Source organism: Aeromonas sp. MTB (assembly GCF_056632455.1).
In genome coordinates, this window is the sequence record NZ_CP147026.1 from 2,901,226 (window position 1) to 2,927,237 (window position 26,012).

Annotated in this window: 25 protein-coding genes and 1 riboswitch; of the genes, 8 read left to right on the forward strand and 17 right to left on the reverse strand. The window is 56.1% G+C overall.

Annotation, left to right across the window (positions count from 1 at the left end; translation table 11 throughout):
- Positions 1-143 precede the first annotated feature (143 nt).
- The 3 genes from WBR25_RS13295 (at position 144) to ppx (ending at position 4,283) form a co-directional block, all read left to right on the forward strand.
- Positions 144-659 (forward strand): glycine cleavage system transcriptional repressor, encoded by a 516-nt coding sequence (locus tag WBR25_RS13295; RefSeq protein WP_139494531.1) that lies wholly within the window; start codon positions 144-146, stop codon positions 657-659.
- A gap of 74 nt (positions 660-733) precedes the next feature.
- Positions 734-2,803, forward strand: a complete 2,070-nt coding sequence (gene ppk1, locus WBR25_RS13300) for a polyphosphate kinase 1 (RefSeq protein WP_005350671.1) — start codon at positions 734-736, stop codon at positions 2,801-2,803.
- Positions 2,793-4,283 carry an exopolyphosphatase gene (ppx, locus tag WBR25_RS13305; protein ID WP_421348735.1) on the forward strand — a complete coding sequence of 497 codons (1,491 nt, stop codon included), beginning with the start codon at positions 2,793-2,795 and terminating at the stop codon, positions 4,281-4,283. Before ppk1 ends, ppx begins: the two co-directional genes overlap by 11 nt.
- A 60-nt stretch (positions 4,284-4,343) precedes the next feature.
- Here the strand turns inward: ppx and mgtE are convergent, their stop codons facing one another.
- From mgtE to WBR25_RS13375, 14 genes are all read right to left on the reverse strand, one after another.
- Entirely contained in the window at positions 4,344-5,687 is a 1,344-nt protein-coding gene (gene mgtE / locus WBR25_RS13310; protein WP_267528530.1) for a magnesium transporter, read from the reverse strand.
- A 122-nt stretch (positions 5,688-5,809) separates the two neighbouring features.
- A riboswitch (M-box (ykoK) riboswitch) is annotated at positions 5,810-5,979 on the reverse strand.
- Positions 5,980-6,161: 182 nt separating this feature from the next.
- Positions 6,162-7,370 (reverse strand): flagellar hook-associated protein FlgL, encoded by a 1,209-nt coding sequence (flgL, locus tag WBR25_RS13315; RefSeq protein ID WP_076492068.1) that lies wholly within the window; start codon positions 7,368-7,370, stop codon positions 6,162-6,164.
- Between the two features lie 4 nt (positions 7,371-7,374).
- Positions 7,375-9,378, reverse strand: a complete 2,004-nt coding sequence (flgK, locus tag WBR25_RS13320) for a flagellar hook-associated protein FlgK (RefSeq protein WP_129504304.1) — start codon at positions 9,376-9,378, stop codon at positions 7,375-7,377.
- A gap of 3 nt (positions 9,379-9,381) precedes the next feature.
- Positions 9,382-10,455, reverse strand: a complete 1,074-nt coding sequence (flgJ, locus tag WBR25_RS13325; protein ID WP_335843090.1) for a flagellar assembly peptidoglycan hydrolase FlgJ — start codon at positions 10,453-10,455, stop codon at positions 9,382-9,384.
- Positions 10,456-10,498: 43 nt separating this feature from the next.
- Entirely contained in the window at positions 10,499-11,596 is a 1,098-nt protein-coding gene (locus tag WBR25_RS13330; protein WP_005350664.1) for a flagellar basal body P-ring protein FlgI, read from the reverse strand.
- Between the two features lie 8 nt (positions 11,597-11,604).
- A complete protein-coding gene (flgH, locus tag WBR25_RS13335) occupies positions 11,605-12,276 on the reverse strand; it encodes a flagellar basal body L-ring protein FlgH (RefSeq protein WP_005334152.1) in 672 nt (223 codons plus the stop codon).
- Between the two features lie 14 nt (positions 12,277-12,290).
- Positions 12,291-13,079, reverse strand: a complete 789-nt coding sequence (gene flgG / locus WBR25_RS13340; RefSeq protein ID WP_005334158.1) for a flagellar basal-body rod protein FlgG — start codon at positions 13,077-13,079, stop codon at positions 12,291-12,293.
- Positions 13,080-13,093: 14 nt separating this feature from the next.
- The gene (gene flgF, locus WBR25_RS13345; RefSeq protein WP_005334159.1) at positions 13,094-13,840 is read right to left on the reverse strand and encodes a flagellar basal-body rod protein FlgF; all 747 of its coding nucleotides are present in this window, start codon (positions 13,838-13,840) and stop codon (positions 13,094-13,096) included.
- A 142-nt stretch (positions 13,841-13,982) separates the two neighbouring features.
- The gene (flgE, locus tag WBR25_RS13350; protein WP_129504306.1) at positions 13,983-15,350 is read right to left on the reverse strand and encodes a flagellar hook protein FlgE; all 1,368 of its coding nucleotides are present in this window, start codon (positions 15,348-15,350) and stop codon (positions 13,983-13,985) included.
- A gap of 10 nt (positions 15,351-15,360) precedes the next feature.
- Complete coding sequence (locus tag WBR25_RS13355; protein ID WP_110302906.1) at positions 15,361-16,101, reverse strand: flagellar hook assembly protein FlgD; 741 nt, start codon at positions 16,099-16,101, stop codon at positions 15,361-15,363.
- Between the two features lie 15 nt (positions 16,102-16,116).
- Positions 16,117-16,536, reverse strand: a complete 420-nt coding sequence (gene flgC, locus WBR25_RS13360; RefSeq protein ID WP_005350658.1) for a flagellar basal body rod protein FlgC — start codon at positions 16,534-16,536, stop codon at positions 16,117-16,119.
- A complete protein-coding gene (gene flgB / locus WBR25_RS13365; RefSeq protein ID WP_005334169.1) occupies positions 16,536-16,934 on the reverse strand; it encodes a flagellar basal body rod protein FlgB in 399 nt (132 codons plus the stop codon). The genes flgC and flgB overlap by 1 nt, the downstream gene beginning before the upstream one ends.
- Before the next feature lie 295 nt (positions 16,935-17,229).
- The gene (locus tag WBR25_RS13370) at positions 17,230-18,054 is read right to left on the reverse strand and encodes a CheR family methyltransferase (RefSeq protein WP_005350656.1); all 825 of its coding nucleotides are present in this window, start codon (positions 18,052-18,054) and stop codon (positions 17,230-17,232) included.
- Between the two features lie 17 nt (positions 18,055-18,071).
- Positions 18,072-18,983 carry a chemotaxis protein CheV gene (locus WBR25_RS13375; protein ID WP_005334174.1) on the reverse strand — a complete coding sequence of 304 codons (912 nt, stop codon included), beginning with the start codon at positions 18,981-18,983 and terminating at the stop codon, positions 18,072-18,074.
- A gap of 144 nt (positions 18,984-19,127) precedes the next feature.
- On the opposite strand from WBR25_RS13375, the gene flgA reads away from it, so the two are divergent.
- From flgA to WBR25_RS13390, 3 genes are all read left to right on the forward strand, one after another.
- A complete protein-coding gene (flgA, locus tag WBR25_RS13380; protein WP_236316707.1) occupies positions 19,128-19,811 on the forward strand; it encodes a flagellar basal body P-ring formation chaperone FlgA in 684 nt (227 codons plus the stop codon).
- A 91-nt stretch (positions 19,812-19,902) separates the two neighbouring features.
- On the forward strand, positions 19,903-20,223 hold the full coding sequence (gene flgM / locus WBR25_RS13385; protein ID WP_005334177.1) for a flagellar biosynthesis anti-sigma factor FlgM: 321 nt from the start codon (positions 19,903-19,905) through the stop codon (positions 20,221-20,223).
- Positions 20,220-20,636: a flagella synthesis protein FlgN gene (locus WBR25_RS13390; protein WP_041202678.1), complete on the forward strand. Its 417-nt coding sequence runs from the start codon at positions 20,220-20,222 to the stop codon at positions 20,634-20,636. The genes flgM and WBR25_RS13390 overlap by 4 nt, the downstream gene beginning before the upstream one ends.
- Positions 20,637-20,672: 36 nt before the next feature.
- Here WBR25_RS13390 and yfcE read toward each other — a convergent pair whose 3' ends face one another.
- Both yfcE and WBR25_RS13400 read right to left on the reverse strand, forming a co-directional pair.
- Complete coding sequence (yfcE, locus tag WBR25_RS13395) at positions 20,673-21,215, reverse strand: phosphodiesterase (RefSeq protein ID WP_371177621.1); 543 nt, start codon at positions 21,213-21,215, stop codon at positions 20,673-20,675.
- Between the two features lie 10 nt (positions 21,216-21,225).
- Positions 21,226-22,863 carry a peptide ABC transporter substrate-binding protein gene (locus tag WBR25_RS13400; protein WP_479748229.1) on the reverse strand — a complete coding sequence of 546 codons (1,638 nt, stop codon included), beginning with the start codon at positions 22,861-22,863 and terminating at the stop codon, positions 21,226-21,228.
- Positions 22,864-23,019: 156 nt separating this feature from the next.
- Here WBR25_RS13400 and WBR25_RS13405 point away from each other — a divergent pair, with 156 nt between their 5' ends.
- Positions 23,020-23,919 (forward strand): DMT family transporter, encoded by a 900-nt coding sequence (locus WBR25_RS13405; RefSeq protein WP_479748231.1) that lies wholly within the window; start codon positions 23,020-23,022, stop codon positions 23,917-23,919.
- A 19-nt stretch (positions 23,920-23,938) separates the two neighbouring features.
- Here the strand turns inward: WBR25_RS13405 and rsuA are convergent, their stop codons facing one another.
- Positions 23,939-24,631 carry a 16S rRNA pseudouridine(516) synthase RsuA gene (gene rsuA, locus WBR25_RS13410; RefSeq protein WP_021231067.1) on the reverse strand — a complete coding sequence of 231 codons (693 nt, stop codon included), beginning with the start codon at positions 24,629-24,631 and terminating at the stop codon, positions 23,939-23,941.
- Between the two features lie 168 nt (positions 24,632-24,799).
- On the opposite strand from rsuA, the gene WBR25_RS13415 reads away from it, so the two are divergent.
- Complete coding sequence (locus tag WBR25_RS13415) at positions 24,800-25,999, forward strand: HD-GYP domain-containing protein (RefSeq protein WP_019446125.1); 1,200 nt, start codon at positions 24,800-24,802, stop codon at positions 25,997-25,999.
- Positions 26,000-26,012: the final 13 nt, after the last annotated feature.

Below are 26,012 nucleotides of genomic sequence, written 5' to 3' on the forward strand. Positions count from 1 at the left end.
CACGGAGCAAGGCAGCAGACCCGTGTATAGAAAGTGAAAAGTCCCGTCTTTTTATCTATTTGTCAGCAGGCGGGGGTTCATATGACCAGTCCCAGCAGGCACAATAGGGATAGAGCAAGAAATCCCATTTCAAGGAGAGCAGGATGCAAAAGCAATTGGTGGTCACCGTGATCGGTGCAGACAAACCCGGGATCGTCGAAAGTCTGGCAGCTGTCATCAGCCGCGAGCAGGGCAACTGGCTGGGCAGCGCCATGAGCGAACTGGCGGGCCAGTTTGCCGGTATCCTCCATGTCTCTGTCCCCGATGAGCACTATCGCAGCCTGTGCGAAGCACTGGCCCTGCTACCGGGTCTGACCATCAGCTTTGCCGAAGGGACACCGACCGCCGAGCCAGCCCATCAAGTCATGATGACGGTGACCGGCAACGACCGCCCCGGCATCGTCCATGAAGTAGCCAGCATCCTGCGCCAGCTCGAGATCAACGTGGCCGATCTCACCACTGGCTGTGAACCGGCTCCCCACTCCGGCGCCCCGCTCTTCTATGCCCATGCGCTGGTTGCCCTGCCCGACGGGCTCGCGATGGATGCGCTGATCACCGCACTGGAATCCCTCTCCGACGATCTGGTGGTCGACATCGACGAAGCGTTCAGCGAGCAGTAACAATACTGTCATTTATTTGTCATATATTAACGCCATAACTGCCGCGCAGACGCGACCTGAAACAGAGGCACAAGATGAGCACCGACAAGCAGTATGAAGAGAAAGAGCTGAGCTGGCTCTCATTCAATGAACGGGTGTTGCAAGAGGCAATGGACAAGACGGTGCCCCTCATCGAGCGGGTTCGTTTTCTGGGGATCTTCTCCTCCAACCAGGATGAGTTCTTCAAGGTACGGGTATCGGACGTCAAGCGTCGCATCCTCATCAATGAAGTACATGGTGGCGACGATGAAGCGAAAGTGCTGCTGCGCGCCATCCAGCAAAAAGTGATGGCGCTCGGTGAAGCGTTCGACAACACCTATAAAGAGCTGTTGATTGCGCTGGCCCGCCACAACATCTTTCTGGTCAACGAGAATCAGCTCTCCGATGCCATTCAGAAGTGGCTGCGGGTCTTCTTCAAGGAGAAGGTGCTGCGTCACATCATCCCGATCCTGCTCAACAAGGAGGTCAATCCGGTCAAATTCCTCAAGGATGAGTATACCTATCTGGCCATCGAGATGAAGAAGAACGGTCAGGTGATCCAGTACGCCCTGGTGGAAGTGCCGACCGACGACCTGCCCCGCTTCTTCCAGCTGCCGCCGGAAGGGACCCGCCGCAAGAAGCAGATCATCATTCTGGATAACGTCATCCGCTTCTGCCTCGACGAGATCTTCAAGGGCTTCTTCGACTACGACGAGATTGCCGCCTATGCGGTGAAGCTGACCCGGGATGCCGAATACGATCTCTCCGACCAGCTGGACTTGAGCCTGGTGGACAAGATGAGTGACGGCTTGAAGCAGCGCCTCACCGCCATGCCGGTGCGCTTCGTCTACGAGCGGGAGATGCCCGCTGCCATGATTAGCTTCCTCAAGCTCAAGCTGCAGATCAGCTCCTACGATGCCATCATGCCGGGTGGGCGTTACCATAACTTCAAGGATTTCATCGGCTTCCCCAACGTGGGTCGTGACTATCTGGAAAACCCCAAGCTGCCGGCCCTCGATTGCCGCGATTTTGACGGCTTCGTCAACGCCTTCGATGCGATTACCAAGCAGGATATCCTGCTCTACTACCCGTATCACAAGTTCCACCACTTCACCGAGTTGGTGCGCCAGGCGGCGTTCGATCCGGCGGTGAGCGCCATTCGCATCAATATCTACCGGGTGGCCAAAAAATCGCGGATCATCCACTCCCTCATCGATGCCGCCAACAACGGCAAGAAGGTGACCGTGGTGGTCGAGCTGCGCGCCCGTTTCGACGAAGCGGCCAACATCGACTGGGCCAATATTCTCACCGATGCCGGGGTCAAGGTGGTGTTCGGGGTGCCGAGCCTCAAGATCCACTCCAAGCTCTGCCTCATCACCCGCCACGAAAATGGCGAGGCGGTGCGCTACGCCCATATCGGTACCGGCAACTTCAACGAGAAGACCGCCAAGATCTACACCGACTTCTCGCTGCTCACCCGCAATCCGGATATCACCGCCGAAGTGGAAGGGGTATTTGAATACATCGAGTACCCCTATAAGCGTTACAAATTCAACCACCTGCTGGTCTCCCCCATCAACAGCCGCCGTCAGCTCTATCGTCTCATCGACAACGAGCTCTCCAACGCCAAGGCGGGCCAGCCGAGCGGCATCATCCTCAAGATCAACAATCTGGTGGACAAGGATCTCATCAACCGGCTCTATGCCGCCGGGCAGGCCGGGGTGCCGATCCAGATGATCATCCGTGGCATGTGCGCCCTGCGTCCAGGTGTGCCGGGCCTCAGTGACAATATCAAGGTGATCAGCATCATCGACCGCTTCCTCGAGCATCCGCGGGTGATGGTGTTCCACAACAAGGGCAACCCCCAGCTCTATATCTCAAGCGCCGACTGGATGAGCCGCAATATCGACGGCCGGATCGAGGTGGGCACCCCCATTTATGACGAGCGCCTCAAGCAGCGCATCATGGACATTCTCGAACTACAACTGAGTGATACCTGCAAGGCGCGGGTCATTGATGCCGACCAGCAGAACGAATATGTGAAGCGGGGCAACCGCCGCAAGATCCGCTCTCAGGTGGCGATTTACGACTATCTCAAACGTATCGAGTCAAACAATGGACAATAGTCTCTATGCCGCCGTGGATCTCGGCTCCAACAGTTTTCATATGGTGATCGCCCATCTGAGCGAAGGGCGTTTTCGCATCGTCGATCGCATCAAGGAGCGAGTGCGGCTGGCGGAAGGGATGGATGAGCAGAAACGGATGAGCCCGGAGGCGATGGAACGCGGCCTCGCCTGCCTGTCGCTGTTTGCCGAGCGCCTCACCAATATCAAGCCGGATCAGATCCGCATCGCAGGTACCTATACCCTGCGCCGCGCCAGCAACGCCCGCGAATTTGTGAGTGAAGCAGCCAAGGTGCTCAACCACCCCATCGAGATCATAAGCGGGCAGGAAGAAGCACGGCTCATCTATCAGGGGGTTGCCCATACCCAGCATATCGAGGGTCAGGTACTGGTGATCGATATCGGCGGCGGCAGCACCGAACTCATCATCGGTGAAGGGTTTGAACACAAGGCCCTCACCAGTCGTAAGATGGGCTGCGTCAGCTTTACCCAGAGCTTCTTCGCCAGCGGCAAGCTGAGCGACAAGCACTTCACCAATGCCGTGCTGGAGGCGCAGCACCAGCTCGCCCCCATCGTCAACCAGTACCGCAAGCTGGGCTGGCAGAGCTGCCTTGGCAGCTCAGGTTCGATTCGCACCGTGCGCGATGTGCTGCAAGGTGAGGGGCTGACCGATGGCAGCATCACGCTGGAGGGGCTGGAGCGGCTCAAGGCGCTGATGATTGAGCGCAAGCGAGTGGATAACCTCAAACTGGTCGGGCTTACCGAGGAGCGTCAGGAGGTGTTTGCCGCTGCGGTCGCCATCCTGCTCGGGCTGTTTACCTCGCTGCCCATCGAGCGGCTCGACTACTCCGATGGCGCCCTGCGCGAAGGATTGCTGTATGAGTTCGAGGAGCGCTTGCAGCACCACGATATTCGCGAGCGTACCGCACAGGCGCTCGGTACCCACTACCGGATGGACAAAAAACAGGCAGCCCGTGTGGAGCAGAGCGTGCTGACCCTGTTTGATGCCTTGCAAGAGCCCTGGCAGATGGAAATAGAGCCCTATCGAGCTATCCTCGGCTGGGCGGCCCGGCTTCACGAAATTGGCCTTGCCATCAACTACAGCGGCATTCATCGCCACTCAGCCTATATCCTGCAACACACCGACCTGCCCGGCTTCAACCAGGACGATCAGGCCCTGCTGGCAGCGCTGGTACGCTTTCAGCGCAAGGGGCTCAAGCTCTCCGAGCTGCCTCCCCTGCCCAACCACGACATGCAGACGGTGCTGCGCTGCATCCGCATCCTGCGCCTCGCAGTCGCCGCTCACCACAAGCGCCAGGACAACCTGCTGCCCGAGTGGAAAGTCGCGGTACAAGGGGATCAGTTGGTCGTGACCCTGCCGATCGACTGGTGCGAGGAGAACCGTCTCCTGATGCAGAATCTGGAGAAGGAGCATCGTTATTGCCAGGAGCAGGGCTGGCCACTGTTGTTCCAGCTCGGCTAAACCGGAAAGATAAATGAAAAAGGCAGCCCACTGGCTGCCTTTTGCATCTCAATCTCCCGGTTACTGCAACTCGGGCAACAACCACTTGGCCATCTCGAAGTAGATGATAAGGCCGGTGCCATCCACCAGTGTCGCGATGAATGGCGCAGAGACCACCGCTGGATCGATGCGGAAACGACGCAGCACCATGGGAATAATGGATGCGACCGTGGCACTCCAGAGCACGATGGCGATGATGGTAAAGGTCACCACCATGCCAATCTGGGGACCGACGCCGAGACTCCATGCCCGTACCCAGGCTGCCATGGCAATGGCACCCGAGATGAGCAGACCGGTGGAGAGCTCCTTTTTCAGCACTGTGCCGAGATTGCGCAGGCTCACCTCCCCGACCGCCATGGCACGTACTATGGTTGTGGTGATCTGGGTGCCGCTGTTACCGCCAGTACCGATCAGGAGCGGAATAAAGAAGGCCAGCGCAATGGCCGCTTCCAGCTGCTCCTCGAATGCCCGCAACACGGTGCCGGTGTAAGCTTCCGCCACAAACAGGATAAGCAGCCAGCCCACCCGTTTGCGCCACAGCTGCCAGGGCGTCGCCTGCAAGTAAGGGGTATCGAGTGGCGAGGAGCCACCTTGCATCTCGGCATCCTCGGTAGATTCGAGCTCCAGAATATCCGCCGCATCATCGACGTGGAAAATACCGACCAGTCGCCCCTGATCCTCGACAGGCAATACCGACAGGTCGCGGTCGATCAGCAGGCGCGCTGCCAACTCCTGATCCGCACGGGCGTTGATCCGCACCGTCTCCCGATCCATCAGGGTCGCGACGTTGGCCAGCGGGTCAGCGATCAGCAAGGTCTTGAGGGAGAGGCTTCCTTGCAGACGACCATCCCCGTTGACCACATAGATATGGCGAAACAGTTGGGCATTGTCCCAGGCATCGTGGATCAGCTGTTTGGCGTGACCGACCGTGTCCTCCTCCCGCACCGCCAGATATTCGTGGCGCATGTTGGCACCCACTGACTCGGTGGGCCAATCCAGCAGGGAGTAATACATGGCCTGCGCCTGGGTCGGGAAGCGAGCCAGCAACATGGTGCGATCCTGACGACCCAGTTTGCGCAGGATGGCGACCATATCACGGCGGGGAATGGCCTCCTGCAACACGCTGACGATGCTGCCATGCAACCGTTGCAACAGTCGCCCGGCACTCTCGGCCGAGAGTGAACCAAGCAGTTCGGCCCCTTGCGGGATTGGTAGGGTATCAAAGATGCAGTTGAGCTCTTCCGGACGCAGGGTCAGCAGTTGATCGGCGCGCTGAACCGGATCCAGATTATGTTCCAGCCAACCCTGCAGGGCGGCCAGATCGAGCAGTTGGTGACGGTTAAGAATGGTATGTGTTTTCTTCATCACAGATATCCTCATGTGATTTCAGGCGAGCCTGAATGCCTCCAGAAATAGCCGGAGGCAACGACAAGAAAACAGCAATTTGATTGACGAGTAATAGGCAGGAAATGACGCCGTTCGGCGTGTCATCATCCCCACGTACCAGCTTTAGCACTGTATAACGTATCCGGCATGCCGGAAGCCACTTGGGTTTACACCTTAATCCGATGAAAACTGTCCTGATCTTGGGCGTCTCTGGACGTCGTGAGATCAGTGGCCTGTGTTTATACAGGAGCCTCGCCTAACGAGATGCTGCAAATAATTCGCACAACCCTCTGTTGTGCGGGCGGCATGATTATCCAATCCCACTGGGAGGTCAACCCCGCAACCACCATTAAATTGGCAACGGCAACAGCTTGTTACAATTGGCAGGAGATGACACGGAACCAATTTTCATAGTCTGGACAAAAGAAAAGGCCCCAAAGGGCCCCTCTCTAATTAGCGAATATAGTCAAACAGTGTCAGACGGCTTATTTTGCTGAAAGAGAGTTGCGAGGCACTCAATGCCGCATCCTCTTTTGACAGCGCGGAAATCACTTCATAGAGATCCGCTTCCGACACCTTGGCTCTCGCCTCGGCGTTGAGGGTACTCAATCCCTCATTGGAGCCCATAGCCTGTTCCAGACTGTTCATCCGGCCGCCCAACTCACCCAACCCATGATCGATATTCAGGCGGGCATTTTTCATATGAACGGTGGCATCGGCTATTTTCTGCTCGAAGGTCTCGGCAGAAATAGCCGGATCTCGCAGAGCCGTAATAAAGTCCGACATACCATTCAATATGTTGTCATTCTTCGGTGGATTAAGATCAAACTGCTGAGCCGCACCACCTGCAGGCAAATCAAGGGTCAACTCCAGACCATTAAAGGGGATCTTGGTGCCAGCAGTGTAGTTACCCGTTTGCAACGTATTGCCACCGGCATCCTTGATATCATAGGTATCAGGCGGACCTATGGTGGTTGATACGGTATAAGTGTTGCTGGGCAGTGCCGAGTTATAATTGGACTTATAGAAATTATCAAAGTTACCCTGATCGCCTATCCCGACCTTGATATTTGCGGTGGTTGCACTGGCGGTTCTTCTGGTCGCCACGATTTCAAACAGATCCTGCCCAGAATCATTGGCAGCGATTTGTACTGTGGGTGAGACCTGAATATTTCGCTGACCTGGATCACCCTGATAAATATATTTTCCGTTGACGTCTTTTATATATGGCTGGGTCTTGCTCTGATTGCCACCAAATATAAATTCACCCGATGAGTTTTTGCTATTCATCAGGTCGAACATCTGCTGCTGCAACCCTTCAAGCTCGCTGGCGATGGCCTTGCGATCATCCATGCTGATAGCGCCATTATTTGACTTCTGGATCAGGGTCTGGGCACTGAGCATCGCCGTATTAAGAGAATCCAATACTGTCTCTTCATGCCCCAGGCTGTTTTCCAGCAAGCTGCCATTGACACTGTACTGCTTGAACAGGTCAATCTCCTTGGTCAGAGCCATCTTCTGACTCATCCCTGCGGGATCTTCTCCAGCTGTCTGAAATTTATTGCCGGTTTGCAGTTGTTGATAGGCAGTATTCAACCGCTCGTTGGCACTGTTGAGGGAATATAAATTCCGGTCGTAGATCATGTTGGTGGTGATGCGCATGACGTTACCTCACGGAAGAGAGCAGTGTATCGAAAATGGTTTTGGCCGTGCTGACGATTTGCGCCGATGCCGCATAGGATTGCTGGAAGCGGATCAGATTGGCCGCCTCCTCCTCCAGATTGACCCCAGACACGCTTTCAAAGATGCCGGTGCTCTGGATAAGCTTGGACTCATTGGCCTTGAGCAGCGTTTTTGCCTGACTGGTATTGTTACCCACTTCCATCACCAACCCGGAATAGGCCTGATTGAAGGTCATCTTGTCGTTGGTCGTCCCACCATTGGTGCTCTTGCGCACCAGATCCTTGTTTTGCAGCTCGGCCAGAACCAGGCCATTGCTGTTATCGGCAAAGCCATTGCTGTTGTAACTGAGCTTGAAGCTGTCACCGGCATCCACCGTGCCGGTGATGCTGAACTCGTAGCCGGGGGCCTGTTTCGGGTTGGCATAGACTGCGGCTCCGGCGGGAAAAGGGTTGACGATCGCAGACATCAGGTTTTGCCCTTTGCTGCTCGCAGGGGCAGTGCCAATCAAGGTAGTACCATCGGCTTGAAACACCTGATAGTTACCACTGCCATCAATTTTGACCACCTGGGGCGCTGTCGGGCTCAGACTATTGGTACCAAAACCTGACCCTGCACCTGTATTGAATACGCCACCCAGTTTGATATCTGCCCCGCCGCCATTATTAGTGGTCTTTTCCGCTTTAAGCGGAGAGGCCAGGGCCAAATCTTCCGGTCGGGTGATCAGCTGACCCAGACCGGCGGCCGCACTTTTGGTGGCTTGCAGCAACAGTTTGTCACCCGCAGCCGGCGTACCGGTGAGATCGATCGAGATCCCGTGTCCGGGCAGCTCAAAGGTCGCTGGCGGCATGGTCCCCGTGCTCACAGAGGTACGATTGCCAGACTTGTCGAGCGAGAACACCTCATAACCGGTAGCGCTGCTAAATTGCACTTCGTAATCAAACGGGGTCACTGATGTCCCCTTGCCCGGCACGAAGCTGACATTCGCCCCGACCGTCCCCGTGTTATTGCCGTAGGGTAAGCCCTTGCTGGTAGGCAGGGTGAAAATATCGCCGCCAATCTCGTTATCCAGATCCATCCCGAGGCGGTTCTGCTGGTTCATCGCATCGGCCATCGCCACGGCCAGCTGCCCCAGTTCGCGCTTGGTCGGCTCAAGGTCGGTGCGGGCCTTGAACAGCCCCCCCATGGCGCCACCAAACGTATCGTGGTCGATGGTTGCCTGATTATCCCCCAAAGTCAGTTGCAGCTCCTGATCCCGGGAGTCAGGATCTCCTGCAATCACCTTGAACTGGGCGACGCCCCCATCGAGGATCAGCGAATGGCCGGTGCTCATATTGACCAGCATGCTGCCGTTGGGTTGGGCTACGGTGCGAATATCCATCTTCTCCGACAGCTGGCGGATCGCCTCATCCCGTTGATCAAACAGCATCAGGTTCTCTTCGGGTGACCCCTGGGTGCGGATGATGGCCTGATTAAGATCATTGATGCTGGTGAGCAGGCTGTTGACCTGCTTGGTTTCATCTTCAATGCGGGTGTTGAGGGTATCGCTCTGCTTGTCGAGCTGCGCCGAGAGGGTATGAAAACGGTTGACCATGCCACTCAACTCCGTCATCACCACCTTGCGCCCACCGATCTCGGCAGGCGATTCATTGGCTGAGTGAAATGACTTGAAGTAGGAGGTGATGGCCGCCCCCACGCTGTTGCTGGTATCCCCAAGCAAGCTGTCAACGCCAGCCAGCTGTTCATAATGGGTCAGGGAGGCATGATAGGCGGAGGTATCACGGCGCACCTCCCCCTGCATATAGTCGTTGATTACCCGCTGGGTCTTGATGTCACCGGTCCCCAGACCGATGGTATTGGTATACACCAGCGTACGCTCACGCACATAGCCCTGGCTATTGACGTTCACTATGTTGTTACTGGTGGTCTGCAGCAGGCGTTGCTGTGCCAGCACGCCCGATGAACCAATCCCAAGCAGGTCGCTTGCCATACGTTACAGCTCCATCTCGTTGTATTGGGCAATGGCGTCACTGCGCAATACCTGTTTCAATTTTCTGGCGTAGTGCGGGTCGGTGGCATAACCCGCCTGTTGCAGCGCCTCAAAGTAGCGATCGGGACTATCCACCTTCGCCAGGGCTCCCTTGTAGCGAGAGCCGGAAGTGAGGAAGTCCACATAGTCGTTGAAGCTCTCTTCAAACGACTCATAGGAGCGAAATGCCGCTTTCTGGCGGGAGGCGACGCCTTGCTCATACTCGAGCGTGCTGACCACCGCCTTGGGCCCTTCCCAGCGCGGATCGGCCTTGATGCCAAACAGGTTATGGGTCACCTGCCCCTCGCCATCCTTGATCACCCGCTTGCCCCAACCGCTCTCCAGTGCCGCCTGAGCGACCAGTACCGCCGGGCTTAACCCCAGCTTGTCGGCCGCTTTCTTGGCCAGCGGCATCAGGCGATTAACAAACTCTTCCGGTGTATCGAACTCTTTGCCCCCACTACCGGTGGCACTGCCCTCTTCGCTGGCCATGCGTCCCATGGGCGGAATGCTGCGGTGCGGTCGACGGGGCATAGTGAGTGCGTGGCTCTCCTTGACCCCCTCGGTCATCTCTTTTTCAGCAAAATCTTTGCCAACTTTTGATGCCGCGATCAAATCATCGGCAGCCGCCGTGGGTGGCTGATAGGGTTTGTAGGTCCGTTCGGTGCGCTGCGGCATCTTGAGCACCCGTCCATCCTGATGGGTAAAGGTCTCGGGAGAGAGCTGCTTGGCCACCATGTCAGCCAATCCCAGCCCCCCCTTGCTGGACATGTCGGCAACTCGCTGCTCATCCAGCATCCCTTCATAGAACTGGGTATAGCTGCTGTTCATCGGGTTGTCCTGAGTCAACACCCCGTTGGCCTGACGCATGCTCTGAAACAGCATCTGGGTAAAGATTGACTCGAACTGGCGTGACGCACTCTTGAGCGCTTCGGCCTGTCCCTCTTTGCTTTGGCTCATCTGGCGCAGACGGTCCAGGTTCTTGATGTCCTGTACCATCCCGAGATTCATGCCGCTGTTGCTGTCAAACTCCGCCATTTTGCTTACCTCATTGCCACCCGTGGCAACCACTTGCCGCTTGTTACAATATGACCAGTTGCCCCTCGATGGCGCCTGCCTGCTGCAGCGCCTCAAGGATGGCCATCAAATCACCGGGGGCGACCCCGACCTGATTGACCGCCCGGACCAGATCGTCCAGGGTCGCACCGGTATCAAACTTGAACATTCGCCCCGGCTCCTGCTGGACATTGATGGTCGAGTTGTTGGTCACCGTCGTCTCTCCTCCCGCCAGCGGGTTGGGCTGGGAGACCTGCTGGTTTTCGGCGATGGTCACCGTCAACCCGCCGTGGCTGATGGCCGCCGGTTTGAGCTTGACCTGACTGCCGATCACTATGGTGCCGGTGCGGGAGTTGACGATGATCTTGGCCGCCTCATTGGCCGGATCCACCTCCAGGTTCTCGATGGTGGCGAGATAGGAGACGCGCTGACCCGGATCCCGCGGGGCATAGACCTTGACCGAGGTGGCATCGAGCGCCTGAGCGGTATTGGGCCCCACCAGATCGTTGACCACATCGGCCAGACGGCGCGCCGTAGTAAAGTCGGGTCGGTTAAGGTTGAAAGTGATGGTGTCACCCTGACTGAAGGAGTTGGGCACCTCCCGCTCCACGGTCGCACCGTTGGCAATCCGCCCGACGGTCGGGGTATTGATCACTACCTTGGAACCATCAGCCCCCTCGGCCCCCAGACCACCAACCACCAGACTGCCCTGCGCGACTGCATAGACCCGCCCATCGAGCCCTTTCAGGAAGCTCTGCAGCAGAGTGCCGCCCCGCAGGCTCTTGGCCTCGCCAATGGCAGAGACCGTCACGTCGATGGTCTGGCCCGGCTTGGAGAAGGGGGGCAGGTCGGCATGGATCGCCACCGGCGCCACATCCTTGATCTTGGGCTTGATGTTGTCCGGCACCTTGATGCCAAAGTTGTTGAGCATGGTACGGAAGGTCTGCTCGGTGAAGGCGTTGTTCTTCTCGCCAGTACCGGGCAACCCCACCACCAGACCGTAACCAATCAGCTGGTTGTTACGCACCCCTTCAACCGAGCTGATGTCCTTGATCCGGGCCGCATTGGCCACACCCAAGGGCAGCAGACAGCAAAGCAGAGTGACAAGACGGAGTGACTTCATAACATCTCCTAGAGCGGCCACCAGGGACCATTGAAAAAGCTGGTAAGCCACCCTTGCTCCTGGCTATTGGCCAGATCGCCGGTACCACCGTAGTAAATGCGGGCATTGGCCACTTTCTGGGACGAAACGCTGTTGTCAGACGTCACATCCTCCGGGCGAATAAGGCCGGTGATCCGGATATATTCATTGCCATTGTTGAGCATGATCCACTTCTCGCCGCGCACCACCAGATTGCCGTTGGGCAGCACCTTGGCCACGCTGACCGAAATATTGCCCTGCAGGCTGTTGCTCTGGTCCGCTTTGGCCTGCCCCTTGAACGCGCTGTTCTGACCAATGGAAGCCGAAAGATCATATGGACTGGCGGTGACTGGCACGCCACCCAGCTTGACCGGATCCAGATTGAATTTATTGTCCTTGCCACTCTGGGTATTGGCCTTTTTCGAGGCGGAGGTCGACTCCGACAACTCGATGGTAATGATGTCGCCTACCTTGTGCGCCTTGATATCCGAATAGATGCCATTGACCTGATCCGGCTGGAAAATAGCCCCTGTCGGCCGCACCGAAACCGGCTCCGACTCCCCGTAGACGGGGGAAAACTCGGGATCATCAGGCTTGGGCGTATTGGGAGTGCTGCTACACCCTCCCAGCACCAGCAATCCCAGCATCCATACGGCTTTCATCATGCACCTCCTAATTAGGTACGCTGGATCAGGAAGGACATCATGCCGTCAACGGCAGAGAGCACCTTGGAGTTCATCTCGTAGACCCGCTGAGCCTGAATGAGGTTCACCAGCTCTTCGGTCACGTTGACGTTGGAAGTCTCCAGCATCCCCTGTTTGATCACCCCCAAGCCATCGGCACCGGCAGTCCCCTGGGCGGCAGCACCACTGGATTGGGTCTCGACAAACATGTTCTCCCCCATCGGCTGCAAGCCGCTGGCATTGACGAAGTCGGAGATGTTGATCTGACCGACGACCTGAGAAGCGCCATCGCCCTTGAGCTGCACCGAGACCTGGCCATCTTCACCCACCGTAACGCTCTGGGCGTTTTCCGGGATCTGGATTTCCGGTTGCAGTGGGTAGCCATTACCCGGGGTCACTATGGTCCCTTCATCGTTGAGGGTGAACTGACCGTTACGGGTATAGGCTGCACTGCCATCCGGCAGCTGAATTTCAAAGTAGCCACGACCACTGATCATCAAATCGAGGGAGTTGTCAGTGGTTTGTACGTTACCCTGACTGTGGTTTTTCTGGGTCGCCACCACCTTGGCACCCGCCCCCAGCATCAAGCCGGAGGGGAGCTCGGTATCGGCAGAGGAGCGGCCACCGGGCTGGTTGATGTTTTGATACAGCAGATCTTCAAAGATGGCCCGTGACTTTTTGAAGCCCACGGTGCTGGCGTTCGCCAGGTTGTTCGAAGTGACCGAAATATTGGTCTGCTGTGCATCCAACCCGGTCTTGCTGATCCAGAGTGCGGGATTCATAGGTAACTCCTTGATTAGCTGATTCGCAGCAGTTGGGTTTGAGCTTCATCATTCTCTTCGGCCGTCTTCATGATTTTGACCTGAGTTTCGAACTGGCGTTGCAGCCGGATCAGGTTAGTCATCTCATCCACCACATTGACGTTGCTCCCCTCAAGGGAGCCGGCAATCAGGCCGACATTGGCAGAGGCGGGTTCATTCTGGCCATCTTTGCGGCGAAACAGACCATCTTGCCCCTTCTCCACAGCATCGGCGGCTGGGTTGACCAACTTGATCCGCTGAAAATCTTCCGGCAAGTTGGCGGCAGCCCCCTCAGGACGACCGCTGATGGTGCCATCCCGATTGATCTCCAGTTTCTCCATCGGCATCGGCAACACGATTGGCTGACCACCGTCATCCACCACATTCAGTCCGGTCGAGGTCTGCAAGTTGCCGGTCGCATTGACCTGCAAATTCCCCATGCGGGTATAGGCCTCACCGCCCTTGGGATCCTGCACGGCAATCCAGCCAGGACCATCCACCGCCACGTCCAGATCCCGTCCGGTGGTCATCAGCATGCCATGCTGCAGGTTCTGACCCGGGCGCTCAGCCATGGCAAACACCCGGCTTGGCAAGCCCTCTCCGAACGCCTGCATGCTTCTGGCCTGCTCAAAATCGGACTTGAAGCCGGTGGTATTGGCATTGGCGAGGTTGTTGCCCCGAACAGCCAGGCTGTTCATGGTCTCTTTGGCCCCGGACATGGCGATATAAAGCAGGTGATCCATGGAATTCTCCGTCAAACAGATGACTCTGACAGGAGAAATGCAATTAGAGTGCCAACAGCAGAAATATGGGGGTAAGGAGGATGGGAATGCGACAGAAACAGAGAGGGGGCCAAGCCCCCTCTCATTATCATGTATTGCACAATTAACGGATCTGCAGGATGGTCTGCTGCAGCGAACTGTTGACCTCCAGAGAACGGGAGTTGGCCTGGAAGTTACGCTGGGCAGTGATCAGGTCAACCAGCTCCGAGGTCAAATCCACGTTGGACTGCTCCAGCGCCGATGATTTGATGGTCCCGAAAGTGCCCGAATTGGGCGTCCCCGGCAAGGCATCGCCAGAGAGCAGAGACTGTCGCCAGGAGGTATCGCCAACCTGAGTCAATCCTTGCGAGTTGGCAAACTTGGCCATTGCCACCATGGCCACCTTGATGGTGGTTGCGTTACTGTAAGTCGCGGACACGATGCCATCCGGAGTGATCTCCACCTTGGTCAAACGACCGACAGTGGAGCCATCCTGAGTCAACTTGTTGACTTCAAACGGTGAAGCATACTGGGTCACCGTTCCGAAGTTGATATCCACCTGCTGAGTGGGATCTGCACCATTGGTGATAATGCCAGCGCCTGTCGGGGGCGCGGCTCCCAATTGCTCTGTCTTGATGGTCGCCGGTGTAGTCGGGGTAATCATCTTGCCATCAGCCCCGAAGGTAACTCTTGCGCCAGCAGGCGCCTGACTCAAACCAGTCGCCATAGTGGGTGTGACACCACCGACAATATCAATAGGCTTATCACCTTGGTAGAGGTACATACGCCAAGCAGTAGGATTGGCGGGTTTGGTCAGATCTGCCGGGTCAGCCTCTTTGACAAAATATTGCGTGATGGTATGCGGCTCACCCAGTGAGTCATAAATCACCACAGAAGTTGAAGAGGAATATGTTTTCGAATCTTTGGGGTCAAAAGTAGAGGCATCACCCACCGCATTACCTGCGGGCAGGGGCGCCGCTGTCGATGGCAGGTTGAAACTGGCGTCAATCTTAGTTGTCTTGATTGGTTCACCGGCCTTGTCAGGTATCTGAATCGGCTTGGTCGCATTGATACTTACCGCCTTAGGCGTGCCATCGGCGTTGATTTCGTAACCTTGCAGATAATGGCCCTGATTGTTGACCATATAGCTGTTTTCATTGAGCTTGAAGGCACCGGCACGGGTGTAGGTGCGATCCAGATTGGTCAGACCGTCAGAGGTCACAAAGAAGCCGTTACCCTGAATAGCCAGATCCAGTGCGTTATTGGTAAATTGCAGCGCCCCTTGGTGGAACTGCTGAGCAACCGCACCTGTCGCCACACCGTTACCGACCTGGGTCTTGGCATTGACAAAAATGGAGTTGGCGTAGACATCCGCAAACTCGGCACGGGACTCTTTAAAGCCCATGGTGTTAACGTTGGCAATGTTGTTGGCGGTGACGTTCAAGTCTTTTTGTGCCGCGTTGACACCGCTCAAGGCATTGTTAAATGACATATCCAGCTCCTTAGATCGATGCTGTCGACGTGGTTTTTGACGGTGTAACCGTCTGGTTTGAATTAGTTCCTGAAATTTGCAAGATGCTACTCAACAGCGTGCTACCCAAGCCTTTCACGTTAAGCATTGTCGGATTGCTCGCATTGCCCAGCGCCACACTATCCACCTTGCCGTAAGCATAAGCAGCAATACTTTCGGATTTGCCATCCAGAGTACCGCTTGCCTTAATCACATATTTACCTGACTTGACCCGCTTTCCATCTTTGTCTGTGCCATCCCAGGCAACTTCAACGTTGCCTCGCTGCTCCCCTTCGAGAGAGAATTCCTTGATAACCTGGCCTTTTTCATCTTCGATGGTGACCTTGACGCTCGAATATTTATTCGTCGTTCCCACAGCCACAACACCGGGGAGAGAGCCCTCCTTATCCAGATAGCCGGTATTGCTCTGCAACAGCACATTTTGTCCCACCAATGCGGAGGCTTGCAGCGCCTGACTGGAGATCATCTGGTCATTAAGCTTACCCATCTGAGTGGACAAACTGCTGATCCCCTCAGATGTCGACATGGATGCCATCTGGGAGAGCATCTGGGCGTTATCAACAGGCTTGAAAGGATCCTGATACGACAGCTGCATGGTCAGCAGCTTTAGAAAGGAAGCCTGATCCAGCTCTTTCTTGGGCGTCGTGGTGGTGCCTGTCGCCTGGGTCGTGGTACGGCTTATACCGTTAGCACTGTTGGTTGTATCGACCATGCTGCATCCCTCCTATCAGGACTTGCCAAGCTGGAGCGTCTGCTGCAGCATCTTTTTGGCCGAATCTGCAACCTGTACGTTGGTCTGGTAGCTGCGCGAGGCGTTGATCATGTCGGCCATCTCTTCAACCATATTGACGTTTGGTTTGAAGATAAAACCGTCTTTGTCCGCCATCGGGTGGTTGGGGTTGTACTCTTTAAGCAGTGGCGCTTTGCTCTCGACAATCCCCTTCACCTCAACCCCAACTGAGCCTTGCTTGTCAGACATCGCCTGATCGAGCTGGGCGGCAAAGACTGGCCGCCTAGCGTGGTAAGTATTTTCCACACTGGAGCTGACGCTGTCCGCGTTGGCCATGTTGCTGGCAACCGTGTTGAGGCGCACTGACTGTGCGCTCATAGCCGAGCCTGCTATGTCAAAGACCTTGAACAAACTCATCACTGCTCTCCTTTCAGGGCCTTGAGCAGGCCACTGATCTTGCTATTCATAAATTCAAGGGAGGTTTGATACTCGAGGCTATTGCGCAGAAATTCGCTGCGCTCCTGCTGCACATCGACTGTATTGCCGTCACCGGTATCCGGTTGCAGCGGGTTGCGATATTGCACGGTACCCGGGGCGTCCATATTCAAGGCAAAGTGCTTTTCGCTGGTCGTTGCCAAACCAAACCCCTGATGCGACTGGGCCTCCTGCAATGCCTGAGCAAAATTGATATCCCTGGCTTTGAAGCCCGGGGTATCTGCGTTGGCAATATTGCTGGAAAGCACCTCAGCACGCTTGGCGCGAACGCTTATGGTGTGTTGATGCACACCGAATGCCTTGTCAAATGAAAGAGCCATAGCACACCTCCTGCTTGGTTTATTTTGCCTGCAAGAGGTGTGCCATAAGCAAATCACTCAGTTCGATGGTTTGGGTATGAGCACATTTCAGACCGAAAACGGCAGGAGCATCTCGTGCCTTGAGTCAGACGGCATCATTTGGCCACCTTAAGGTTGCAACCACTTTTGCAGTGGCGAGATATGGTAGGTAAATAGAAAGACTGAGCTGTAGATTAAGAAAGAGGGAAGCTCGTAGCTTCCCTCTTTGCATGGACTAGCAATATTCGGCAGACCCCGAATATCAAGGCCATCAGGCCTATTTGACCTTGTAGACAATCCCCGGATTGCAGCGGATCATCTCGAACCGATCGGTTAACCCGGCCAGTGACTCCGACGCGCCCAGCATCAGATATCCACCGGGATTGAGACTGGCAGCAAACTGGTTGAGGATCTTCGACTTCACTTCCGGCGCAAAATAGATGAGCACGTTACGGCAAAAGATAATGTCAAACTTGCCGAGCAGACTATAACTCTCCAACAAGTTGAGTGGCCGGAAGGTGGTCAATTTTCTGACTCGCTCAGCGACCCGCATCTTGTTGTCACCGTAGGGCTCAAAAAACATCTTCTTGCGCTCCGGTGACAAACCGCGCGCCAGAGCAAGGCTATCGTAAACGCCTTCCTTACACTGATTGAGCATGGTCGTCGAAATATCCGTCCCGACAATCTGCACGCCACCAGGCAAGGTCCCCGGCTTTTTCATCTGCTGCTCCAGTGCCGTCATGGCAATGGAATAGGGCTCCTGACCTGACGAGGATGCAGCCGACCAGATCTTGATGGGGCGGCCACTTTTCCCCAACTCGGGGAAAATCTTGTCAGTAAGAAGCTGAAACGGATAGGTATCACGAAACCAGAGGGTCTCGTTGGTCGTCATGGCATCCACCACGGCCATTTTCAGGTCACGCTCTCGCACACTCATTGCACGGGTAACCAGATCAGACAGACTCTCGATGCCAAACTGAGCCATCAAAGGTGAAAGACGGCTCTTCACCAGATACTGTTTGTTATCCCCCAGCACAATTCCGCTCTGTACCGCCAGAAAGTTGCTGAACTGTTTGTATAAGTCGTCCGAAAGTGTCTTCATGCAGCTGTTCTTCTTTATTAGAGTGCGTTTTGTACGGCCTTGGCCAATTCATCAGGCTGGAACTTGGCGATAAAATTGTTCGCACCAACTTTCTGCACCATTGCCTGGTTGAATACTCCACTGAGCGAGGTATGCAGAATAACATGCAAATCCTTGAGATTGGGATTATTCCGGATCTCGGCAGTGAAGGTATAGCCATCCATTTCCGGCATTTCGATATCCGAAATAACCAGCGCAACCTGATCCTTGATAGGACCATTTTTGGTCATTTCCAGCAGCATGTTCAATGCTTCGCGGCCATCTTTTGCCAACACGCACTCGACACCGATAGCCTCAAGCGCACGTTGTACCTGTTTGCGTGCCACTGAGGAGTCATCCGCAACAAGAACAGGACGCCCCAAAGTCGGGTGGTCGACGCTGGCCTGAACCAACTCCTCACTAACATCCGTTGCAACCGGAGAAATTTCGTTCAATATCCGCTCAACATCAAGAATTTCGACCAACTCGCCGTCGACTTCAGTCACGGCAGTCATGTAGTTGATGCGACCCGCACCTTTAGGCGGAGGCAGGATGGATTCCCAGTTCATGTTGATGATGCGCTCGACCGAATGCACCAGAAAACCCTGAATAGAGCGGTTGTACTCGGAGATGATAATGAAGCATTTGCTCAGATCATCAATCGGGCGTTTGCCAACCGCCATGCTGAGGTCGATAACCGAGATCGTCTGGCCACGAATATGAGCCACTCCGCGAATGCAGGAGTTCAATTTTGGCATCACGGTCAAGGGGGGACACTGCAACACTTCACGCACTTTGAATACGTTGATGCCAAATCTTTGACGTCCATTGAGACGAAACAACAACAACTCCAGCCGGTTTTGCCCCACTAGCTGGGTACGTTGGTTGACCGAGTCCAGGATACTGGCCATAAACACTCCCTAAAAACGCTTGGCATTAATCATGCATGCGTGATGGATTGCGTCAGACTATCGATGTGACAACGAACAGATTCTGAAGCAATCATAGTTAAATATGGTGATATGCGTGAACAACTTATCGACCAACGAGCGAAAATGATTAACCGACTTTTACTCATCAGCCTCTTTTTTGGCAGCATATCTTCCAGCTACGCCTCGGACGTCACTACTTACCTGCAAGAAAAGGCACAAGAGTTCGTTTACAGCCAGCTGGATATTCCGTTGGATGCCAGAGCCGAGGTCACCTCTGCCACGCTGGATGAACGGCTCCCACTGACCCGCTGCGAAGATCTGCTCACTATCAGCTTACCAGCAAAAATGGAAATTCGCCGTAATACAACAGTTTACCTTAAGTGTGAGGAAGACAAACCCTGGGACGTCTATCTCCCGGTGCGGGTCAGCATTCAAAAGCCCTATGTCACTGTGACCAACCCCATCGCCAAGGGGGACCTGCTGAGTGAAAGCCAGCTGGTGTTGGCCTATCAGGATCAGACCCTGATCCGCGGCGACTACCTGACTGACACAACCCCTCTTATCGGAGTACGCAGCAAGCGGGAGATAAAACCCGGGCAACCCATCCGTTTGAGCCAGGTTTGTGTAGTGTGCAAAGGGGATCAGGTCACCCTGACGGCAGAAAACAGCAACTTCCAGATCAAAACCATGGCCCGAGCCTTGCAAGATGGCAGCTTCGGAGAGATCATCAAACTCGTCAATATTCGCTCCGGCAAAACCGTTGAGGGTAAAGTCAGTGCAGTAGGTGCCGTATCGGTCACTTTTTAAATCCGGATCCTTGACAACTTTTTTCTAAAGTTTTGATCTGCCGCACCGATAAACAGGTAAGCAAACCTTAAAGCAGACGAAGGTAACTAAAATGGCCATCAACAATATCAACAACTTGGCGAATAATCGGTTGCAAAATACCGCTAATAGCCAGGGGACAGGCAGCAAGTCAGTCACCTCATCGCCCGAAAACAAAGCGGCTACTGTCAAGCTGGACTCCGTCTCCTTGACCAGTGAGGCGCAACAATTGCAAAAGATGCAACAAAACCTCAATACCGCCTCAACCGGCAATGAGAGCAAGGTCGAACGGCTGAAAAAAGCCGTCGCGAGTGGCGAATATCAGGTTAACAGCGACGCTGTGGCCAAGAAGATGTTCAGTTTCGAGGCCAATCTGGACAAAGTTCTGGGATGATGGATTTACCTTCGTTACTGCACACCCAAGATGACTACCTCAGCCAGATGCAAGGCATTCTGGAAGAGGAGTTCAGCTTGCTCGAACAGCATCAGGCACTGGCCCTGCCCGCACTGACCGAGCGCAAACAGCAGTTGCTTGCTGCGATAGAAACTCTGGACAAGACACTGGCAGAGATGCCTGAACTGGCACTGCAGCTGGCAGCCTATCCCGACCAGATGGCGCAGCTTCGTGCAAAACTGGATGCCTGCCAGGCACAAAATGATATCAACGGTCGATTGCTTGAATTGAGCATCGTCTCAAACCGTCGTCTGGCAACCTTTCTGAGTCAGCTGCGCGATCGCAACAGCCTGACCTATGACGCCAGGGGCAACACTCGCTCTGGCACCCGCTCCTACGGTATCAAGGCCTGACATCTCTTATCAGGCCTTGCATTTTTGCTCTCCGTTTTAAAGCACCAGTCGCAACAACTCTCGCCCGTCCTCACACGCATTGACGCGCAGTACTCCGTCCTCATAGCTCCCGTAACTGGCAGGCAACTCGCCGCGCGGGAAACAGATCGACCCCGGGTTCATCAATACCCGCTCCCTCTGCCACTCCAGCACAGGCACATGGGTGTGGCCGCTCAGGAACAGACTGCCCTCCGGCAGTTGTACCTCGTCCGGGCGATAAAGATGGCCGTGGCTGACAAACCAGCGCCGCTCATCGACCAGCAGCTGGTTGTAGGGGGCGGTGATGGGAAAGCGCAACAGCATCTGATCCACTTCGGAATCACAATTGCCCCGCACCGCGATGATCTGCGGAGCCAACTCGTTGAGCCGATCGGCCACCGCAGCCGGGTTATACCCCTCCGGCAGAGGATTGCGCGGGCCATGGTTGAGCAGATCGCCGAGCAGCAGATAGTGATCCGGCTGCCAGGGCTCAAGTTGGGTCAGCACTCGCTCCAGCGCAATGATGCTGCCGTGGAGGTCGGAAATGATGGCAAGTTTCATGAAATGCTCCTCACTGCGGGCTGAAATAGAGATCCTTGGTGGCAATCGTCCCTTTCAAATTCTGGCTGGGCAGCCCTCGCAGCGCGGGATCGACCAGTCTCATCTGATTGTAATGATACACGGGGAGGATCGGCGCCTCCTCAAGCAGCAACTGTTCGGCATGCCGGTAGAGTTCAACCCGGCTCGCGCTGTCCAGCGTATTGGCCGCCTGCTCCAGCAGCAGATCAAAGTCGGGATTGCAGTAGCCGCTCTCGTTGCGCAGATCCTGACAACGGAAGCTGCCCAGCATGGCTGACGGCTCCACGTAATCGCCAAACAGGAAGCTTCTGGCCACCTGAAAATCACCGCTATCCTTGGCCACCTGATAGGCGCCCCACTCCAGACTGTTGAGGGTGACCTGCACCCCCAGCTTCTGCCACATGGCAGCAATGGCCATCGCCATCTGCTTGTGGGTTTCTGCGCTGTTGTAGGTAATGCTCAGCTTGAGTGGATTGGCACTGTTATACCCGGCCGCTGACAACAACGCTGCCGCTTTGGCCTGGCGGGTCGGCATATCTTCAAGCGCCACAGGCAATATCACCCGGGGGTAACCCGGCATCTCCGGCAACAGCGACCATGCCGCCTGTTCATCCTGCCCGCTCACCGATTCAATGAGCTGCTGTCGATCAACCGCCATGGAGAGCGCCTGACGCACTCGCACATCCTGCAGTTCGGGGCGCTTCAGATTGAACGCATAGAGATAGGTACCAAACAGCGGCAAGCCCCAGAGCCGCTCCGGAGACTCGCGCTTCATCTTCTGGTAATAGCCGAGGGAGACCTTGTTGGTAAGCTGGATTTCACCAGCCTCATAGCGCAGCCGTTCGGCATGTTGCGAAGTGATAGGCAGATAGGTGACCCGTCCGATACGGGTGTGAAGGTCATCCCAGTAGTGGATATTGCGCTCGGCTTCGATCCGCTCGTTCGGCGTCCAGCTTGCCAGCCGGTACGCACCATTGCTCACCAGCTTGCCAGGCTCGGTCCACTGTTTGCCAAACTTGGCTATCGCCTTCTGATTGACCGGCACAAAGGGGCGCTGACTGATGAGCTGCAGGAAATAGGGAGCCGGCCGCTCCAGGGTGATTTTCAAAATCTGATCGCTTTGCGCTTCAATGCCCAGATTGCCGAGCTCCAGCGCACCGGCATAGATGGATTGCGCATTGTTGATCCCCGTCGCCAGCAGCAATCCGGCAGAAGGGGAGTTGATGGCCGGATCGAGCAGACGGCGCCATGCATAGACGAAATCAGCGGCCACCAGCGGCTCGCCATTGGACCATTTCAGTTGAGGGCGCAGGAAGAATCGCCACTCCAGCCCATCTTCACTCACCTCCCAGCGCTGTGCCTGAGCAGGAACGATATGCCCCTGACCATCTTCGCTGACCAGCCCTTCAAACAGATCGACCAGTACCGCCTCCCCCGGAAAACCGGAGCGCACCAGCGCCGGATCCAGCGACTCCGGCTCGGCACCGTTGCCCTTGACCAGGGTTTGCCGATCGGCAAGCAAAGGCTGCTGCTCAACGGTGGTGGCATGGGCCAGGGGCCCTGCCAGCACGGCAAGCAATAGCGGGGAGAGCCAGCGTTGCGCCAGCTTGGGGAAGAAACCATACCTCATGACAAAACCTCGAATAAAACCACTGCAGGAGGGGAAGGCCGACGGCGCGCCTGATGAATGCCTGATGCCGCTCTTGTTATCCCCGAAAACGCCCCGTATTGTATCGGGCTTGCCCGGGAGATGGAGTCTTTCGGGTTAATTTTTTCAGGAGTTTTTATGGGTTATGAGTGGCTGGCCCTCGCGTCGGCCAGTTTATGGGCAATTGCAGCGCTAATTTCGGTCAAACCGGCCCGTCATCTCGGCGCATTTGCCTACAGCCGCTGGCGCATGTTTCTGGTGAGCCTGATGCTCGGCACCATGAGTCTGCTCACCGGTGGCTGGCAAACCCTCACCGCAAGCGCCCTGCCCCTGCTCGCCATCTCGGGGCTGGTCGGCATCTTCGTGGGCGATACGGCACTGTTTGCCTGCATGAACCGGTTGGGGCCAAGACGCAGTGCCCTGCTCTTCTCCTGCCATGCGCTATTTTCCGCCCTGCTTGGGCTGTGGCTCTTTAATGAACAGCTGACGGGCTGGCGACTGCTGGGGGCCATGCTGGTCTTTGCCGGCGTGATGCTGGCGATCCTGTTTGGCAGACGCAGTAGCAGCAACGAGTGGGAGCAGATCCGTGGCAATCTGGCGCTGGGAATTGGCCTTGGCCTGACGGCGGCACTGTGTCAGAGCGTGGGAGCCATCATCGCCAAGCCGGTGATGATGAGTGGTGAGGTGGATGCGGTGAGTGCATCGGGTATCCGGATGGGCAGTGCACTGCTGGCCCACTGCGTCCTGCGGCTGGGGCACTTGCCGCTGGCCATGCCGCTCAAACCGGTCAATCGCCAGATCCTCGCCATGATTGCCACCAACGGTTTTCTGGCTATGGGGCTGGGCATGACGCTGATCCTGATGGCACTGCGGCAGGGCGAGGTGGGCATGGTGGCCATTCTATCCTCCACCACGCCGGTACTGCTGCTGCCGCTGTTGTGGTGGCACTCGGGGGAGCGGCCATCCGTTGCCGCCTGGGCGGGGGCACTGATTGCCACCCTGGGTACCGCGCTAGTACTGGGTTTCAGCACTCACTGACACCCGGCACCATCCCTGATCAGAACAGGGCAATCTCCTCAGCGGTCAGCTCGCGGTATTCACCGGGAGCCAACTCTTCATCCAGCGTCAGACCGCCCACCCGCTCGCGATGCAAGCCAACGACCTTGTTGCCGATGGAGGCAAACATCCGCTTGACCTGATGGTACTTGCCTTCGTGGATGGTCAGACGGGCCTCGCACTCGCCGAGAATTTCCAGCTGGGCAGGACGGGTTTTATCGGTCTCGTTACGCAGGTAGACCCCTTCGGCGAACAGCGCGATCGCATCCGGGCTCACCGGATCGGCCAACCAGACGTGATAGGTCTTGGCACACTCGTGGCGCGGCGAGGTGATGCGGTGGGACCACTGACCGTCGTCGGTCACCAGCACCAGACCCGTGGTATCGAGGTCGAGGCGACCCACTACGTGCAGCTTGCCCATCGCCGGCTCATCCATCAGGAAGAAGACAGTCGGGTGATCCGGATCCTCGTTGGAGCAGACGTAACCTTCCGGCTTGTGCAGCATGAAATAGCGGTTGCGCTGCTCCAGCGTCAGCAGCACGCCGTCAAACTCGATCTGGCTCTGCTCATTGATATGAAAGGCGGGCTGCTTGACCACAATGCCATCCACCATGACCTCACCCTGACGGATCAGTTTGCCTGCCAGCGAACGGGTCAAATCGGAACAATCGCACAGAAATTTATCAAGCCGCATTCACAACCTCGGAGTCCAACAAGTAAAGGGGCGTCATTATATCGGGCGGGGGCGACAACGCCACTGTTAAGGGGTTGCCAATTATGACGAACTGGTCATCCGATGTTACACTTCTCCGGTGTGACCCATCCGAACGATACTCATAATAATAAGAGTCAGGAAGCCCTCATGAAGTCCCAAGCATCCTATCCCGTCATTCCCGTCAACCAGCTGAAACCCGGCATGTATGTCATTGCTATCGCCAGCCAGACAGGTGGGATGGAGATCGCCCAGATGGGCTTGGTGACCAGCGTGGCGCAAATTGCCAATCTGGTGCGTCAGGGGGTGCTCACGGTACGCATCGATCTGGCCCGCAGCAAGCTGGGCAGTGCCGAGAGTGACGCCGTTACCTCCCCCGATCTCAATGCCAACAGCGCCCAGGTGGGACGCCGGGCCAGTGCCAACGGTGAAGGGCGGGAGCTTAAAATCCGCCGCCTCTATCAGGAAGCGCGCGAACTGCAAGGCAAGTTCATTCGCCACCTCAAAGCGGGTGAACCCATCGACATCACCCCGCTGGCCGAAGTCGCCGAAGAGATGGTGGACACCATGTTCACCCACGGCGATGCCATGCTCTGTCTGGCTCGTATTCGCGCCAAGGATGCTTACCTGATGGAGCACTCCATGAACGTGGCCATTCTGCTGGCCAACTTCGGCCGCTATCTGGGACTGGAGCGCAGCGTGCTCAAGGAGCTGACCCTGGGTGGCCTGCTGCACGATGTGGGCAAGATCATGACCCCGGACGAGGTGCTCCACAAACCGGGCAAGCTGACCGATGAGGAGTTCGCTATCATGCGTCAGCATGTGGTGCACAGTTACGAGATCCTCAGCAATACCCCTGGCATTACCCCCACCATGCTGGAGGTGGCCGCCAACCACCACGAGCGGCTCGATGGCTCCGGCTACCCGCAGCGACTGAAGGGGGAGCAGCTCTCCCTCTATACCCGGATGAGTGGCATCGTCGATGTCTATGATGCCATCACCGCGGATCGGGTCTACAAAGCAGGTATGCAGCCGACCCAGGCCTTCCGCATTCTGCTCAAGGGGATCAATCAGCACTTTGATGCCGAACTGGTCACCAAGTTCATCAAGTGCATGGGGGTCTATCCGGTGGGCACTCTGGTACAGCTCTCAAACCAGCGCCTGGCTATCGTGATGCAGCGCAACGAGCAGCAGCCGCTCAAGCCGGTGGTCAAGGTGATCTATCACGCTACCCAGCGTCACTACCTCGAGGTACAGTGGCTGGATCTGGCCAAGTCAGGGGTGCAGGAGAGCATCGAAAACACGGTCGACCCCAAAGAGTTTGGCATCAACCTCGCCAACTTCTTCTAAATCTCTCACCTCG

Bases quoted from the DNA above. Each gene is read 5' to 3' on its own strand.
- WBR25_RS13295 (WP_139494531.1), top strand. From the start codon at position 144: ATGCAAAAGCAATTGGTGGTCACCGTGATCGGTGCAGACAAACCCGGG.
- ppk1 (WP_005350671.1), top strand. From the start codon at position 734: ATGAGCACCGACAAGCAGTATGAAGAGAAAGAGCTGAGCTGGCTCTCA.
- ppx (WP_421348735.1), top strand. From the start codon at position 2,793: ATGGACAATAGTCTCTATGCCGCCGTGGATCTCGGCTCCAACAGTTTT.
- mgtE (WP_267528530.1), bottom strand. From the start codon at position 5,687: ATGAAGAAAACACATACCATTCTTAACCGTCACCAACTGCTCGATCTG.
- flgL (WP_076492068.1), bottom strand. From the start codon at position 7,370: ATGCGCATCACCACCAACATGATCTACGACCGGAATTTATATTCCCTC.
- flgK (WP_129504304.1), bottom strand. From the start codon at position 9,378: ATGGCAAGCGACCTGCTTGGGATTGGTTCATCGGGCGTGCTGGCACAG.
- flgJ (WP_335843090.1), bottom strand. From the start codon at position 10,455: ATGGCGGAGTTTGACAGCAACAGCGGCATGAATCTCGGGATGGTACAG.
- WBR25_RS13330 (WP_005350664.1), bottom strand. From the start codon at position 11,596: ATGAAGTCACTCCGTCTTGTCACTCTGCTTTGCTGTCTGCTGCCCTTG.
- flgH (WP_005334152.1), bottom strand. From the start codon at position 12,276: ATGAAAGCCGTATGGATGCTGGGATTGCTGGTGCTGGGAGGGTGTAGC.
- flgG (WP_005334158.1), bottom strand. From the start codon at position 13,079: ATGAATCCCGCACTCTGGATCAGCAAGACCGGGTTGGATGCACAGCAG.
- flgF (WP_005334159.1), bottom strand. From the start codon at position 13,840: ATGGATCACCTGCTTTATATCGCCATGTCCGGGGCCAAAGAGACCATG.
- flgE (WP_129504306.1), bottom strand. From the start codon at position 15,350: ATGTCATTTAACAATGCCTTGAGCGGTGTCAACGCGGCACAAAAAGAC.
- WBR25_RS13355 (WP_110302906.1), bottom strand. From the start codon at position 16,101: ATGGTCGATACAACCAACAGTGCTAACGGTATAAGCCGTACCACGACC.
- flgC (WP_005350658.1), bottom strand. From the start codon at position 16,536: ATGAGTTTGTTCAAGGTCTTTGACATAGCAGGCTCGGCTATGAGCGCA.
- flgB (WP_005334169.1), bottom strand. From the start codon at position 16,934: ATGGCTCTTTCATTTGACAAGGCATTCGGTGTGCATCAACACACCATA.
- WBR25_RS13370 (WP_005350656.1), bottom strand. From the start codon at position 18,054: ATGAAGACACTTTCGGACGACTTATACAAACAGTTCAGCAACTTTCTG.
- WBR25_RS13375 (WP_005334174.1), bottom strand. From the start codon at position 18,983: ATGGCCAGTATCCTGGACTCGGTCAACCAACGTACCCAGCTAGTGGGG.
- flgA (WP_236316707.1), top strand. From the start codon at position 19,128: ATGATTAACCGACTTTTACTCATCAGCCTCTTTTTTGGCAGCATATCT.
- flgM (WP_005334177.1), top strand. From the start codon at position 19,903: ATGGCCATCAACAATATCAACAACTTGGCGAATAATCGGTTGCAAAAT.
- WBR25_RS13390 (WP_041202678.1), top strand. From the start codon at position 20,220: ATGATGGATTTACCTTCGTTACTGCACACCCAAGATGACTACCTCAGC.
- yfcE (WP_371177621.1), bottom strand. From the start codon at position 21,215: ATGAAACTTGCCATCATTTCCGACCTCCACGGCAGCATCATTGCGCTG.
- WBR25_RS13400 (WP_479748229.1), bottom strand. From the start codon at position 22,863: ATGAGGTATGGTTTCTTCCCCAAGCTGGCGCAACGCTGGCTCTCCCCG.
- WBR25_RS13405 (WP_479748231.1), top strand. From the start codon at position 23,020: ATGGGTTATGAGTGGCTGGCCCTCGCGTCGGCCAGTTTATGGGCAATT.
- rsuA (WP_021231067.1), bottom strand. From the start codon at position 24,631: ATGCGGCTTGATAAATTTCTGTGCGATTGTTCCGATTTGACCCGTTCG.
- WBR25_RS13415 (WP_019446125.1), top strand. From the start codon at position 24,800: ATGAAGTCCCAAGCATCCTATCCCGTCATTCCCGTCAACCAGCTGAAA.